Below are 14,554 nucleotides of genomic sequence, written 5' to 3'. Positions count from 1 at the left end.
TGGATGGTGGAATTTGGGTTAGTGAGGGCCCAAATTCGGTATTTGTCCATTGCGGGAGCCCTTGAGGTATTTCTGACCAATAATCAGGGAGCTGAGTCTGCGAGGGGATGGCTATGAGATGTCCAAGGTGTTTGCGCGAGGGGGTCGACAAGGTGCTGGATGAGCGGGTGGGGCGAGCCTGTTCGCTGGGGATGGGGGCCGCGGGCGGCTATGCGGGGGCGGCGACCCTCGCCAAGGCGGGTGCCATCTGGGGAGGAACTTTGGGGAGTCTTGGCACCCCCATTGGGGCTCTGCTGGGGGCCATCTGCGGTGGTCTGCTCGGCGGCCTGGGCGCCGGAACCGTTGGCTGGCTGGTGGGCCGTGCCCTGGATCGGCGTCTCTCCGAGGAGTTCTTTTGCAAGGCCTGTGAGCACAGGTTCAAGCGCTAGCCGCTGGCTGAGATCCGATCAAAAAAACGCCCCCGACTGAGCGGGGGCGTTTTTTATGACTGGGTGGTTCAGGCGGGCAGCGAGAACAGCTGCTCCAGATAGATGGCCACTCCATCCTCATCGGAGCTGAGGGTGCGTGCGTGCTCGGGCAGCGCCAGCTTGAGGCGGTCATGGGCATTTTCCATCACCACACCGCGCCCAACCATGTCCAGCATCTCGAAGTCGTTCATGCCATCGCCAAAGGCCACCGCCTGGGACATATCCAGCCCATGTTGGGCCAGTACGGCCTGTACGGCATTGCCCTTGTGGACCCCGGCGTGCATCACCTCGAGGCAATCCGGCAGGGAGAAGGTGACATTGAGGCGGTCACCATACCGGGCATTGAGTTCGGCCTCTATGCTCAGCAGCTTCTCGTGTTCGCCGATGTAGAACACCTTGCTGATCTGCTCCTTCGAACAGCTCTGGAGATCGGTCAGTCGATAGCTGAAACCGGACTCATCGTGGAAGTTGAGCAACCAGGGCAGCTCCTCTTCCACCAGCCACTCATCTCCCTGGTAGACGTTGAGATGAATGCTGGGATCCCGGGGCAGGGCGATCAGCTCGGCGGCAACGTCGCTTGGCAGGGACTGGTTGAACACCAGCCGATCCTGCTTGTCATGTACCATGGCGCCATTGGAGGTGATGAGATAGATGTCCAGCCCCAAGGCGTCGCGAATGGAGCGAACATCCACGTGATGACGACCTGTGGCGACCACGAACTTGATGCCCTGGGCCACCAGACGGTGCAGAGTGTCGCGGGTGCGGGGGGAGATCTGGTGCTGCTGGTTGAGCAGGGTACCGTCGAGATCGGATACAACTACCTTGAACATCGTTACCTCGGTTTCACGTGAATGCCGGGGCAGTTTACCCCAGCCATCCCACTGGCCCCATTTATTTAGGGTTACAAAAAATAAGCAGCTTTTGAGTGTTTTGTGAGGCATGCCGCCACGCAGATGGCGGCATGCCCGGGTTCAGTAGCGGCCAAAGAAATCGAGAATGGCGGTGAGGGCGGGCAGGCGTTTGTCATCGCTTTCGATAAACAGCTCATGCCAGGCACCCTCGATGCGCAGGGGTTTGCCTCCCTCGCAGGGGGCGCGCTGGCAGAAATCGAGTTGGGCCTGGTTGTCGACCACGCTGTCGGCCCCCGCTTGCAACAGCAGCAGCGGCGTCTTGATCTTGCCAGCCTCCTGGATGGCGCGCTCGCCACCCATCATGCCCTGATGGATCCAGTGGGCGGTGGCGCCGCCCAGCTTGACCTGAGGGGTCTGCTCATATTGCTGGCGGAACGCGGCATAGCGTGCCTGGCTGTGGGTCAGCTCGTTATTCGCGAAGCCCTGATCCTGATATCCCCCCTGGCCTGGGCCATAAGGCGGCTCTCCGAACCAGCCCCCGACGGTGCCTATGGTGGCGGCGACTCCCTTGGCGAGCCAGTGGGGCAGGCCCCCCAGGTTGATGCCCATCATGGGTGAAGAGAGCGCGGCCGCCCTTATGTCATCCGGCCAGCGTTCCAGATAGCGAGCCGAGATGGCGCCACCCATGGAGTGGGCCAGCAGGAACAGCTTGGCGGGCTTGTCGGCCATGACGACGTGATCGTGGAACTGCTTGAGATCGGCGACATAGTCTTCGAAGTCGACCACATACCCCTTCTCCTTGTCTGCCAGCAGGCGGCCGGAGAGCCCCTGGCCACGGTGATCGATGAGGTAGAGGCTATAGCCCTGACGCCACAGATCCCGGGCCAGCTCCTGATACTTGAGGTAGGTCTCTACCCGGCCGTTGACGATCATGATGGCGCGATCGCTGTCTGGATTGCGCAGCACGGCGTAGCGGATGGGGATCCCGGCCTTGCCCTGAAACTCCCCCTCGCGGGCGTGGTCGCGCCAGAATGCGGGTAGCGTCTCTTCATAGAGGGCAGGCAGCTCGGCTTCTGTGGTCAGCTGATAGGGGTTGTTCACGGCTAAGGCTCCGGCGGATAGCAGGGTCAGGGCCAGCAGGGGCAGGCAGCTAAATTTCATCGGATGGACACTCCATATCCAGGGGGTCATCTTGTTGCGCAGCCCAGCCCTTGCGGGTCAGCTGCATGCGTTGCCACCAGGCGTCATCGGCCAGGATCTCGCCTTGGGAACCCAGCGGCGGGTAAGGCATCTCTTTCTCTTTGCAGAGTTGGGCATAGATGGGATAGCCCCCCTCGAACAAGATGGCATTCTGCTCCTCGGCGTCGAGGGGGCAGCCGCGTTGATAGCAGCCGGCCAGCTCACGTTGGCGCTGGGCCTCATACAAGATGGCGGCGGCGGCGACCGAGACATTGAGGGACTGCACCATGCCGACCATGGGGATGACAATATGGTGATCGGCCAGGGCCAACGCCTCCGGAGTGATGCCGAACTTCTCCTGGCCGAGCAAGATGGCGGTGGGTTTGGTGTAATCAATCTGGCGAAAATCCACCGACTGCTCCCCCAGGTGGGTGGCCAGGATCTGCATGCCGGCGGCCTTGAGATCGGTGATGGCGCCCTGGATGTCGCTATGGAGAGAGATATCGACCCAGTTCTGGCTGCCGCGGGCCGTGCCCTTGCGCTTGTGGATGCTGTTCTTCGGCCAGACCGCATGCACCCTGTGGATGCCCACGGCATCGGCGGTGCGCACTATGGCGGCCAGATTGTGCGGCTTGTGGACCTCTTCGAGGCAGACGGTCAGGTCGAGCTGGCGCATGGCCAGCATGTCGGAGATGCGTTGATAACGTTCGGGGGTCATGGCTGTCTCTATCAAGTCTGTGGTGCCTGTGTCGTCATCTGGCACGGGCGAAGGGTCGACGGGCGCCAGCTCAGTAAGCCGAGGCTGTGCGTCGCCCTGAAAGCATCAGGCGGCTTGCGCCGCCTGTGGTATCAGTTCTTCTGTCGACCGACCCTGAGCACATTGGGCATGACCCGGATCTTGCGCATGATGTTGGCAAGATGGATGCGGCCCTTGGTGGTGATCAGCAGGGTTACCAGGTAGACGCGACCATCTTTCTCTTCGGTGCTGATGGCGTGAATATTGGCGCCGGTGGCGGCGATCACGTTGGCCAGCTCGGCCAGGGCGCCCTGATGGTTGACGATCTCGATGTGAATACCTGTCTTGAACTCTTGTTCCTGCTCGGTATCCACTTCCCACTGTACCGGCAGGTACTTGTCCGGCTCGCGACTGTAACCCTTGATGTTGCGACAGGACTCCTGGTGGATGACCAGCCCCTTGCCCGGGCTGATGTGGGCGATGATGGCATCGCCGGGAATGGGGCGGCAACAGTTGGCGAAGGTGACCAGCATGCCATCGGCACCCCTGATCGGCATCTTCTTGCTGCTGTTCTTGGGCTGATCACCCTGGGACAGCCCCTCATCCTGCATGCGGCGGGCGACCATGACACTCATGGCGTTGCCCAGGCCGATATCGGCCAGCAGCCCCTGCAGGTTCTCATGCTTGGTATCGGTCAGCACCTGCTTGATGCGGGATTCCGAAATGTCCTCGATATTCTTGGCACCCAGGGCATGGTTGAGCAGGCGGCGGCCGAGCACCACTGACTCTTCGGTACGCAGGTTCTTGAGGAACTGGCGGATCTTGGAGCGGGCCTTGGTGGTCACCACGAAGTTGAGCCAGGCGGCATTGGGGCGAGCGCCAGGGGCCGTGATGATCTCCACTGTCTGACCGGACTGAAGCTGGCTGCTCAGGGGGTAGGGGTGGCGGTCGACCCTGGCACCGACGCAGGCATGGCCGATGTCGGTGTGGACCGTATAGGCAAAATCGACCGGCGTCGCCCCGGTGGGCAACTCCATGATGCGGCCTTCAGGGGTGAACACGTAGATCTCGTCCGGGAAGAGATCGGTTTTGACCCCCTCGATAAACTCGAACGAACTGCCGGCGCTCTGTTGCAGTTCGAGCAGGCTCTGCATCCAGCGCTGAGCGCGGATCTGGGCCGTGGTGCCCGAGCTGTCGCCATCCTGTTTGTAGGCCCAGTGAGCGGCAACCCCCTTGTCGGCCATCTGATCCATGTATTCGGTACGGATCTGCACCTCGACCGGCACCCCGTGGGGCCCGACCAGGGAGGTGTGCAGGGATTGATAGCCGTTGGTCTTGGGGATGGCGATGTAATCTTTGAAGCGGCCGGGGCGGGGCTTGTAGAGGTTGTGCATCTGCCCGAGCACCCGGTAACAGGTGTCTATGTCCTTCACCTTGACGCGAAAGGCATAGATATCCATTACCTCATGAAATTGCAGCTCTTTTTTCTCCATCTTGTTGTAGATGGAGAACATGTTCTTCTCGCGGCCGCTGATCTGCGCCTCGATGCCGGACTCCTGCAGTCGCCCCTGAATTTCACTCTGGATGGAGTCGATGATCTCCCGGCGATTGCCACGGGCACGGCGCACGGATTCGCGCAATACCCGGGAGCGCATGGGGTAGAGCGCCTCGAAGCCGAGCTCTTCCAGCTCGTTCTTCATGGTATGGATACCGAGCCGGTTGGCGATGGGGGCGAAGATTTCCAGGGTCTCGCGGGCGATGCGGCGGCGCTTGTCCGGACGCAGGGAGCCGAGGGTGCGCATGTTGTGGGTGCGATCGGCCAGCTTGATCAGGATGACTCTGATGTCCTGGGTCATGGCCATCATCATCTTGCGGAAGTTTTCGACCTGGGCTTCCTTGCGATCGCGAAACTTCAGCTTGTCGAGCTTGGAGACACCGGCAACCAGCTCGGCCACGGCATCACCGAACAACTCCGCCAGCTCGGCCTTGGTGACCGGGGTATCCTCGATGACATCGTGCAACACGGCCGCCATCAGAGTCTCGTGGTCCAGACGCATGTCGCCCAGAATGCGGGCAACCGCCACCGGGTGGGTGATATAGGGTTCACCACTGGATCGCATCTGACCCTGGTGAGCGTCACGGGCTACCACATAGGCTTGCTTGAGTTTCTCAACCTGCTCGGATGGCAGATAAGAACTGGCTACTTCTTTAAGATTTTCAAATAGATACAAGACATGCCCCGCTGCGGTAATTCAGCAATCCGTGATATTGAGGGTATAGCCCTGAGTTTGCGAGGTTTTCGAGCGGTTGTAAATGGGGGGAAGAACAGTCGGCACCCGGGCGGGTGCCGACTCGTAGGACTTAACCGCGGCCTTCGGCGATGGCAGCGACGGCAGCCAGCTCGGCAGCTTCCTGCTCTTGCTGCTCGTAACGGTCCTGAGTGTCCATCACTTGGTTGTTCACCAGACCCAGCTCGATCTCGCGCAGGGCGATCACGGTCGGTTTGTCGTTCTCTTCGTCAACCAGGGGGTCTTTACCTTGAACCGCGATCTGACGGGCGCGGCGCGCGGCGACCAGTACCAGGTCAAAACGGTTACCTACCTGTTTTACAGCATCTTCTACAGTAACGCGTGCCATGCAGACTCCAGTGTTTAGACTTTTAGTGTTTAAAAGACGGTGTTTAAAAATGACGCAAAAGTGTACTTGGTTTTAGCTTATTCCGCCAGTAGCTGTTGCAGCAAGTTTTGCTGCGCCTGCCGTTGGCGGCACATCTTCAACCTTTGGCTCTCGATGATGGCCTTGAGTTGACCCAGCGCCAGCTCAAACTCTTCGTTGATGATGACATAGTCATACTCATCGTAGTGCACCATTTCGGCAATGGCTTTCTCCATGCGGCCACGGATCACCTCTTCGCTGTCCTGCCCGCGACCGATCAGGCGGCGCTCCAGCTCGGGACGGCTCGGCGGCAATATGAAGATGGATTGCGTCTCCATCTGCTCGCGGATCTGGCGGGCGCCCTGCCAGTCGATATCGAGGAAGACATCGATACCCCGGGCCAGGCAGGCCTCGATGGCTGCCCTGGAGGTGCCATAGTAGTTGCCGAACACCTCGGCCCACTCCAGGAAGTCGCCACGGGCGATCAGTGCCTTGAACTCTTCGACCGGTACGAAATGGTAGTGGACCCCGTTCTCTTCCCCCGGACGCATGGCGCGGGTGGTGTGGGAGACGGAGAGCTGCATACGGCCAGCGGCCTCAGGCTGCTTGAGCAGGGCATTGATCAGACTGGACTTACCCGCTCCGCTTGGGGAGGAGATGATGTAGAGGGTGCCTTGTTGCGCCATGTCAGTACCTTTCAACGTTTACCGTGTTTTGGTTGTAGCAGAGAGCGCCGTCTCCTGCCCCTCGGGGCGACAGCCAAGCACAACACACAGAAAATTCAGCAGCAGGGGGATGTAAAGGCGGCAGATGGTAGCAGATGACCGCAGATAAAAAAACGGCCGGAATCATATTCCAGCCGATCAAAGGATTCGTAGCTTGCTGCGAGAGTTGCCTCTACGCAGCGGCTATTCTGGCGAGGAAATACTCGGGAGACTATCAGGTTATCTCTCGCTGACTGCTCGGGATTTTCGATGGATTGCCCGCTTCCTCCCCCGCTTGCCACCACTGGTCGAAGCGGGCGATCACCCGCTCGACCGGCAGCTTGGCCATGGCGTCCGGGTCTTTGAGCCGGGTGCGCCAGCTCAGCTCGCTCAGAGGTTTGCCGGTCTCCTGCTCGATCAGATCCCGATAGACGCTGACCACATAGTCGTGGCACAGATAGGGGCCGGTGCGGGCCGGATTGTGATGGGCATAGAGGCCGATGACGGGGGTGCCGACCAGGGTCGCCATGTGGGTGGGGCCGGTATCGGGGGCCAGCACCAGGCTCGCTTCCTTGATCAATGCCAGCAACTGCTTGAGGTTGGTCTGGCCGACCAGGTCGACCGGCTTGCTCTGGCTCAGGCGCCGTATCTCAGCCGCGAGATCCCGCTCCAGCTTGGCCGGCCCGCCGCACAGCAGCACTCGCATGCCCTGGCGGTGGGCATGATCCGCCAGGGCGGCATAGCCAGCTGCGGTCCAGTTCTTGAACGGTTTGCTGGCGGCGGCACAGATGAGCAGGGTCGGTTGCCCGGCAATCTGCGCCTTGGCCCAGACCTGATGTTCAGGGGCTATGGGTAGCTGCCAGTCCGGGGTCAGATCCTTGATGCCCAGCTCGCGGGCGAAGGCGAGGAAGCCGTCCAGCACATGAGGGGAGGCAGGCGAGGGCACCTTGTGATTGGTGAACAGCCATTGACCATCGTTGGCACGCTCCCGATCGAAACCCAGTTTGACGTCGGCGCGGATGCCGAGGGTGGCGATGCTGGCGCGCAGGGCGGCCTGCAGATGCAGCAGGGCATCGAATTTTCGGCCTTGCAGCTGCTGCCAGAGGGCGCGGTAGCCACGCCAGCCCTGACCCTTGTCGAAAGGGATCACCTCGACACCGGGCAAGTCGGCAAAGAGCCCCGCCTCCAGCTTGCCGATGACCCAGGTGATGCGGGTGTCCGGCCACTCCCGCTGAATGACCCGCACCAGCGCCAGTGCGTGGCAGCAATCACCAATGGCGGAGAGCCGCAATATACAGATTGAAGAGGGTGGCGTTTGGAACGGCAGCATGATGTGGCGCAATAGATGGGAAATCGATGAATGGCATTATGCAAACTCCATCATGGATTGTAAAATTGCGACCAATGACTGCCCGGAACCCACCAGATGCAAATTCAAACCGACAAGAACCAGGTGTGCTGGTTTGCCGATGACCTCTTCAACCATCCTTCGCCCAGGCTATTCGATCCCCTCTGGTGGCAGAACCAGGGCAAGGTGGTGGGCTCGGCCATCGGCCGGGGGGTGACCTGGTTCGTGAAGGAGGAGTCCTGCCATCTGGTGCTGCGCCACTACTATCGCGGCGGCATGGTGGGCAGGGTGGTGCGGGATCGCTTCTGGTTCGAGGGGGTGGAATCGAGCCGTGCCATGGCCGAGTTCAGCCTGCTGGAGACCCTGAGCCGTCAAGGGTTGCCGGTGCCCAGGCCGTTCGGGGCACGCATGGTCAAGCAGGGCCCCTTCTACCGGGCCGACATCCTGATCGAGCGCATTCGTGGTGCCAAGGATCTGGTGGCCCTGCTCAAACGGGGTTCTGTCGCTGCCGACATCTGGTTGCGGGTGGGTCAGACGATACGCCAGCTGCACGATGCCGGTGTCTATCACGCGGATCTCAACAGCCACAATCTGCTGCTCGACAAGGCGGACAAGGTGTGGGTGATCGATTTTGACAAGGGGGCCATCCGTGCGCCAGGCAGCTGGCAGCAGGCCAATCTGGAGCGATTGCTGCGCTCTTTCAATAAAGAAGCCCAGCTGCATACCAGCTTCCACTTCGTGCCGGAGAACTGGCAGACCCTGATGCAGGGCTATCGGGGCTAGCCTCGGTGAGGCGTGAGGTGCGGTCCCGGCTGAGGGTCGCTTGCCCTCCCGAGCTGACGCGTCTTTTTCATCACAAACACCCCGATGCGGATTGCCGATCCCTTGCCCCGATGCTACTTATTGGGGTTCACGACAAGTTTCACGGTTTAGAGGCGTTTGATGGATGTACTGAAGGCTCCGCTAGCGGACACAGTGACCCGGCTGGATAGTTCCCTGATGGCGGATGCCATGCAACTGATGGATGCCGGCGTCTGGCGCTGGTCGCAGCCGCAGGCCATGGCGCGGGATCCCTCCTGCCTGGCGTTGCTCGGCCTCACCCAAGACAATCTGGATGAGATGAGCTGGCTGGCACGGATACACCCGGATGACATGGCGCGGGTGCTCGAAGCCTTCGCCGCCTGTCTGCATGGTCGGGACTCGCTGCGTCTGGACTATCGCATCCTGCACCATGATGGCCACTATATTCGCCTCGATGAGCGAGCCCAGCGCCAGCCGGACGGCTCGCTGCTTGGGGTGGTGCGTCGTTGCCGCCACTCCCACTCCCCGGTGGCGGAGCAACAGGGCACGGATCCCCTGACCGGGCTCGAGAGCCGCGGTTATTTCGAGCAGAGGCTCAACGAACGCCTCGGCCAAGCGAGCGCCTTCTGCCTGCTGCAACTCACCGTGGATCACAGAGCCAAGATATTGCAGCTGTTTGGCGAAGCCGATTGCGACACCATGCTGGCCAAACTGGCGCGTATCGTGCGTCACGAACTGCGCAAGGATGACCCCTTCGCCCGCTGGGATGACGATACCTTCATCCTGATGCTGCCGGGCATCGAGCGGCTGGATGCCCTGGAGATCGCCGAACGGCTGCGCCTCGAAATTGCCGATGCCAGCCTGCTGCCGGAGCGACCAGTCACCGTCAGCATCGGATTGGTGCAGCATCAACCGGGGGAGCAGATCGATCATCTGCTGGCCCGGCTCGCCTCCTGCCACGGTCAAGCCCGTCAGGAGCACAACCAAGTCATCGGCTAGCAGGCTCTGCCCCGGGTTCGGGAGGCGCTCCATGAAGAGCGCCTCCCAAGCGGGATCAGGCGCGAGCCAGTTTCCCGGGTCGGCACAGCCAGAGCGAGGCCAGCATCAGCAGGCCGCCAAGGGCGAGGCGCGGCAGGTCCGTCTCTCGTCCCCACAGCAGCAAGTTGACCAGCAGACCCGCCGGGATCAGGGCGTTGTTCATGATGGCCAGCACGCCGCTGCTGACCAGGGTGGCGCCCTTGTTCCACAGGAAGTAACCCAACCCGGATGCCACCACTCCCAGCCAGAGCAAGATGCCCCACTGCAGGCCGGTGCTGGGATATTGCGGTTTGCCGAGCAGCCACCAGGCGGGCAGGGCGATAGCCAGGGCCCCCAGATAGAAGCAGCCAAACACCGCATGTTGTGGCGGTTGCTGCGCTTCACGGGCCATCAGCACCTTGTAACCCACCTGCCCCAGGGCGAAACAGAGGTTGGCCCCCTGCACCACCAGGAAGCCCAGCAGATAGCTCTCGGTCAGACCATCGAAGCGGATGACGGCCGCGCCCAGTACCGCCAGTGCGGCCGCCCCCAGATAACTCGGCTTGAAGCGCCGCTCCAGCAGATCGTGGATCAGGGTGATGTAGAGAGGGGTAAAGATGGTAAATACCAGTACCTCAGGCACCGTCAGCAGCAGGAAGGAGTGGTAGTAGAAGAGGTACATCAGGCCGAGCTGAATGGCGCCGAGCCCCATCAGCTTGAGAGCCAGATCGGGTCGCAGCCAGCGTTTACGCAGGAAGGGCAGAAACACCAGACTGGCGAGCAGGATGCGGGTTAGCACCGAGAAGTAGGCATCCACCTGACCGGCGAGGTAGACACCGATCAGGCTGAAGGAGAAGGACCAGAGCAGGGTAACCCCTATCAAGTAGTTCATGTGTTTGATTTATCGTCAGTTGTCAATTTTGAGGGCGCTATGATGGCCGAGATGGAAGCTGTGATCCAGCGTTTATGGCAGCGGTTGCCACAGATAGGCGCATTTGCGTTCGAGGGGAGTAACGGGGCGGGCTCCGCCACCGACTGGACGGGGCGCGGCGAGGGCAGGGTGCAGGTGACCGATCACCAAGGGGGCTGGCTGTTTGACGAGCAGGGCCGCTATCAGACTCCTCACGGCAAGGTGCTGACCATGACGAACCGCTTCTGGTGGCAGCGTACCCCGGCGGGGATCAGCCTCTCCCACTTGCGCTACCAGAGCCCGGTACTGCTGTTCGAGTTGCGGCCGGTGGCGGGCCGCTGGCAGACCCATGAGCCCCACCTGTGCGGCCAGGATCACTACAGCGCCGAGCTGGTGGAGGAGGCAGCCGGCTTCCGGCTGAGCTGGCAGATCCAGGGGCCCCGCAAGAACGAGCGTCTCGATTACCGCTATCACCTGATGGAGGGGGCATCGCCGCCATAACAAAAACCGGCGCAAGCGCCGGTTGGAGACAATATCTTGAGGGGCCGCCGAGTGTCAGGCCTTGATGACCTGGCTCAGGATGGCCTGCAGGCGGCTGTCAAACAGCCAGGGCAGCAGCACCATCAAGAGGCCGACGAGCCCTGCCAGCTTGTGGCGGTACTGCCAGCCGGCAATCAGCACCAGACCGCCACACAGGGAGGTCAGGATGCCTGACACAGGCTTTCCCGGCGATTGCGACGCTGCTGGGCCCACTGGTTCATGGCGACCGAGCCCAGGATCAGCATCAGGGCGACACCGGTGGTGGAGTGGATCTGCTCACCGAGGAACAGGGCACCCAGCACCACCCCAAACAGGGGCACCAGATAGTTGCTGAAGGAGGCGAAGGTCGGGCCTGCCTTCTGGATCAATGCCATATAGAGGAAGTAGACCAGACCGGTACAGAAGATGCCCAGCACCACCACGGCGATGGTAGCCTGTTGGCTCGGCAGGGTCAGGCTGTCGAGATCGATCAGGAAGGGGGCGGCGATCAGCAGTTGAATGGCCGAGGAGATGAGAATGTTACGGGCCACCACCACCGGGTGATCCTTGGCGAAGCGCTTGATCATCAGCAGGCCGATGGCGAAGCAGCTGGCTCCGAACAGGATCGCCACGGCGCCCACCAGACCGGCATTCATGCCACCGGACAGTTTTGGCCAGAACAGCACCAGCACGCCGATGAAGCCCACCACCACGGAGAGCAGACCGCTCTTGGTGATTTTTTCACCCGAGATAAACAGCGGCGCCATCAGGATGGTGACGAAGGGGATGCAACCCATCACCACGGCGGCGATGGCGCTGTCCACATACTGCTGGCCCCAGGCCACCATGATGAAGGGGATGGTGGCATCGAGCAGGGCGATCAACATGTAGGTGCGCCAGGGGGTGTGTTCGCTCTTGAGTCGCATGAACAGACAGAGCAGCCCCAGGGTCAGGCTGCCACACAGGGCACGCCCGGCGGCGACCAGGATCGGCGGCATTTCGGCCACGGCCTGGTGCATGAAGATGAACTGGGAACCCCACAGCAGGCCGATGGCCAGCAGTAACAGATAACTACGCATGTCTTGTCTCGTTGTCGATGATGCAATGAATGAGCGCATTCTAGGGACTCTGTTACTATGTAGAAAATGAATTGTTGGCATTTGCCTATGGTCAATATCGATGGAACTCTCCCTCGCCCGGCTCGATCTCAACCTGCTCACCCTGTTCGATGTGTTGATGCAGGAGCGCAACGTCACCCGGGCCGCCGAACGGCTCCACCTCTCCCAATCCACCGTCAGTCATGCCCTGGGCCGACTGCGTCAGGCGCTGGATGATCCCCTCTTCGTCATGAGCCGGCGCGAGATGATGCCGACCGAGCGGGCCAAGGCCCTGGCCGGGCCGGTACGCCAGGCCCTGGCCATGCTGGAGCAGGGCTTGCGTCAGGCCAAGGGGTTCGACCCCGCCAGCGCCCGCCGGGTATTTCGCATGGCGCTGCCGGGCTCGGTGGAGCATGGTCTGGTTCCCGCCATGGTCGAACGGCTTCATCGGCTTGCTCCCCACTGCCGGCTGGAGGTGTGCGAGCTGGCGGCCAGCGACTACGAGCGTGAACTGGAGAAGGGGGAGCTGGATCTGGTGGTGGGTTTTGCCGGGGCCGATCACCTCTCGCCCCGCTTGTGGCGTGAGGACTGGTTCAGCAATCCCCTGGTTTGTCTCTCCCCCATGGACAGCGGCCTGCCCGAGCGGTTGGGGCCGAGGGAGCTGGTGAGCAAGCCCCATATCCATACCTCGAGCTGGGGCCACAGCCAGGCGATGGTGGATCTCTGGCTGGCCCGGTTCGGGGTGGAGCGGGAGCTGGGGGTCAGGTTGCCAAGCTTCATGGCAGTGCCCCAGTTGATGGCGACCCGGCGTTATCTGGTGGTGGTGCCCGAGATGATAGGCCGTGACTTTAGTCGCGATTATCCGCTGCAACTCCATCAACTCGAACCGGCCATCCCCATCGTCTACCTGATGGCGGGCCACCCCCTGAGCGCCCATGACGAGGCGATCCGCTGGTTCAAGGGGGAGCTGCATGCCCTGGCCGAGGGGCGCTATGGCCTGACCTCCCTCGGCGGATAGCCACCCCCTTGCCCCCGGGTGCACCACCGGGGGCTGAGTGGCAGGGGGCGAGGGCCCGGTGGCGCTTAGTCGAAGTAGTTGAGGCCCATGGCCCGCTTCACTTCTCCCAGCACCCTGTCCGTGACGGTGCGCGCCTGCTCGGTGCCCTGGCGCAGCAGCGTGAGCAGTTCGCCCCGTTCGCTCATGGCCTGCTGCCTGCGCAGTCGCATGGGAGCAAGCAGGCTTTGCAGGCAGTCGTTCAGCACCTGCTTGCAGCGCATGTCCCCCAGGCCACCGCGCCGGTAGTGCGCCTTCATCTCGGCCACCAGTGCCTTGTCCGGGTGGAAGGCATCCAGATAGGTGAACACCGTATTCCCTTCGACCTGACCCGGATCGCTCAGCCTGAGGTGATTGGGGTCGGTATACATGCCATGGACTGCCTGCTTGATCTCCGCCTCGGACATGCCGAGTTCTATGGTATTGCCGAGGGACTTGGACATCTTGGCCTTGCCGTCGATACCGGGCAGGCGGCCGGTGTCGCTCAAGATGGGTTGGCACTCGGTCAGCACCTCTCTCCCGACCAGACCGTTGAAGCGACGCACTATCTCGTTGGTCTGCTCCAGCATGGGCAGCTGATCCTCACCGACCGGTACATGAGTGGCCCGAAATGCGGTGATGTCGGCCGCCTGACTGACCGGATAGACCAGGAAGCCGGCAGGCAGGCTGCGCTCAAAGCCTTTTTGCTGGATCTCCGCCTTGACGGTGGGGTTGCGCTCGAGGCGGGCGACGCTGACCAGATTGAGGTAGTAACCGGTCAGCTCGGGGAGGGCGGGCAGGGCACTCTGCAGGCAGAAGGTCGTCTTGGCGGGATCCAGCCCGGCGGCCAGATAGTCGGCCATCACCTCCAGCACGTTGCCGGTGACCTTGGCCGGGTCATGGCTGTTGTCGGTCAGTGCCTGCAAGTCGGCAATCATCACGAACTGGCGGTGGGTCTGTTGCGCCTGCACCCGTTGGCGCAGGGATCCGACATAGTGGCCTATGTGCAGTTTGCCGGTGGGCCTGTCGCCCGTGAGTATGATGGGGGTTTGCATGTCACTCTCTCCAGTCTGGGGTGGGCCGGGAGGCGACAAAGGACACAAATACAATGACCGCCTCTCGGCGGCCACTGTGTTTTCTTTGGGAAATCTTACATAGAAAAGCGGTGCCGCCTGTTTAGGAGCAGCACCACCAGTAATCTTTGTTGAAGGCGGTCATGTTCATGGCCACTCAAGCT

The 14,554-nt window shown here is 61.6% G+C and carries 16 protein-coding genes; 5 read left to right on the top strand and 11 right to left on the bottom strand.

What is annotated here, in order from left to right; genetic code table 11:
- Positions 1–113: 113 nt before the first annotated feature.
- On the top strand, positions 114–428 hold the full coding sequence (locus M2366_RS15200; RefSeq protein ID WP_259237314.1) for a hypothetical protein: 315 nt from the start codon (positions 114–116) through the stop codon (positions 426–428).
- Between the two features lie 68 nt (positions 429–496).
- Here M2366_RS15200 and M2366_RS15195 read toward each other — a convergent pair whose 3' ends face one another.
- From M2366_RS15195 to M2366_RS15165, 7 genes are all read right to left on the bottom strand, one after another.
- Entirely contained in the window at positions 497–1,297 is an 801-nt protein-coding gene (locus tag M2366_RS15195) for a Cof-type HAD-IIB family hydrolase (RefSeq protein ID WP_042041217.1), read from the bottom strand.
- Between the two features lie 141 nt (positions 1,298–1,438).
- Entirely contained in the window at positions 1,439–2,479 is a 1,041-nt protein-coding gene (locus tag M2366_RS15190) for an alpha/beta fold hydrolase (RefSeq protein WP_042041216.1), read from the bottom strand.
- Entirely contained in the window at positions 2,469–3,215 is a 747-nt protein-coding gene (gene trmH, locus M2366_RS15185) for a tRNA (guanosine(18)-2'-O)-methyltransferase TrmH (RefSeq protein ID WP_042041215.1), read from the bottom strand. The genes M2366_RS15190 and trmH overlap by 11 nt, the downstream gene beginning before the upstream one ends.
- 131 nt (positions 3,216–3,346) lie before the next feature.
- Positions 3,347–5,464 carry a bifunctional GTP diphosphokinase/guanosine-3',5'-bis pyrophosphate 3'-pyrophosphohydrolase gene (gene spoT, locus M2366_RS15180; protein ID WP_042041214.1) on the bottom strand — a complete coding sequence of 706 codons (2,118 nt, stop codon included), beginning with the start codon at positions 5,462–5,464 and terminating at the stop codon, positions 3,347–3,349.
- Between the two features lie 130 nt (positions 5,465–5,594).
- Positions 5,595–5,870 carry a DNA-directed RNA polymerase subunit omega gene (gene rpoZ / locus M2366_RS15175; protein ID WP_005307060.1) on the bottom strand — a complete coding sequence of 92 codons (276 nt, stop codon included), beginning with the start codon at positions 5,868–5,870 and terminating at the stop codon, positions 5,595–5,597.
- Between the two features lie 77 nt (positions 5,871–5,947).
- Positions 5,948–6,574 (bottom strand): guanylate kinase, encoded by a 627-nt coding sequence (gmk, locus tag M2366_RS15170; RefSeq protein ID WP_042041213.1) that lies wholly within the window; start codon positions 6,572–6,574, stop codon positions 5,948–5,950.
- A 253-nt stretch (positions 6,575–6,827) separates the two neighbouring features.
- Positions 6,828–7,934: a glycosyltransferase family 9 protein gene (locus M2366_RS15165; RefSeq protein WP_259270103.1), complete on the bottom strand. Its 1,107-nt coding sequence runs from the start codon at positions 7,932–7,934 to the stop codon at positions 6,828–6,830.
- 84 nt (positions 7,935–8,018) lie between these two features.
- Between M2366_RS15165 and M2366_RS15160 the strand changes: the two genes are divergently transcribed.
- Complete coding sequence (locus tag M2366_RS15160; RefSeq protein ID WP_259237319.1) at positions 8,019–8,723, top strand: 3-deoxy-D-manno-octulosonic acid kinase; 705 nt, start codon at positions 8,019–8,021, stop codon at positions 8,721–8,723.
- A gap of 159 nt (positions 8,724–8,882) precedes the next feature.
- Positions 8,883–9,740: a sensor domain-containing diguanylate cyclase gene (locus M2366_RS15155; RefSeq protein ID WP_259270102.1), complete on the top strand. Its 858-nt coding sequence runs from the start codon at positions 8,883–8,885 to the stop codon at positions 9,738–9,740.
- A 55-nt stretch (positions 9,741–9,795) separates the two neighbouring features.
- Here M2366_RS15155 and M2366_RS15150 read toward each other — a convergent pair whose 3' ends face one another.
- Complete coding sequence (locus tag M2366_RS15150; protein ID WP_259270101.1) at positions 9,796–10,650, bottom strand: carboxylate/amino acid/amine transporter; 855 nt, start codon at positions 10,648–10,650, stop codon at positions 9,796–9,798.
- Between the two features lie 42 nt (positions 10,651–10,692).
- Here M2366_RS15150 and M2366_RS15145 point away from each other — a divergent pair, with 42 nt between their 5' ends.
- On the top strand, positions 10,693–11,169 hold the full coding sequence (locus M2366_RS15145; protein WP_042041221.1) for a DUF6314 family protein: 477 nt from the start codon (positions 10,693–10,695) through the stop codon (positions 11,167–11,169).
- 54 nt (positions 11,170–11,223) lie between these two features.
- Here the strand turns inward: M2366_RS15145 and M2366_RS15140 are convergent, their stop codons facing one another.
- Both M2366_RS15140 and M2366_RS15135 read right to left on the bottom strand, forming a co-directional pair.
- Positions 11,224–11,385, bottom strand: coding sequence for a hypothetical protein (locus tag M2366_RS15140; protein WP_157013944.1), 162 nt, complete (start codon positions 11,383–11,385; stop codon positions 11,224–11,226).
- Positions 11,370–12,266, bottom strand: a complete 897-nt coding sequence (locus tag M2366_RS15135) for a DMT family transporter (protein ID WP_042041205.1) — start codon at positions 12,264–12,266, stop codon at positions 11,370–11,372. Before M2366_RS15135 ends, M2366_RS15140 begins: the two co-directional genes overlap by 16 nt.
- Before the next feature lie 100 nt (positions 12,267–12,366).
- Here M2366_RS15135 and M2366_RS15130 point away from each other — a divergent pair, with 100 nt between their 5' ends.
- Positions 12,367–13,302 carry a LysR family transcriptional regulator gene (locus M2366_RS15130; RefSeq protein WP_042041203.1) on the top strand — a complete coding sequence of 312 codons (936 nt, stop codon included), beginning with the start codon at positions 12,367–12,369 and terminating at the stop codon, positions 13,300–13,302.
- A gap of 65 nt (positions 13,303–13,367) precedes the next feature.
- On the opposite strand, the gene trpS is transcribed toward M2366_RS15130, so the two are convergent.
- A complete protein-coding gene (gene trpS / locus M2366_RS15125) occupies positions 13,368–14,372 on the bottom strand; it encodes a tryptophan--tRNA ligase (protein WP_042041201.1) in 1,005 nt (334 codons plus the stop codon).
- Positions 14,373–14,554: the final 182 nt, after the last annotated feature.

Origin of the sequence: Aeromonas sp. BIGb0405 (assembly GCF_024807335.1) — a bacterium.
Lineage (GTDB): Bacteria > Pseudomonadota > Gammaproteobacteria > Enterobacterales > Aeromonadaceae > Aeromonas > Aeromonas rivuli.
This window is presented reverse-complemented; position numbering and strand designations above follow the sequence as displayed.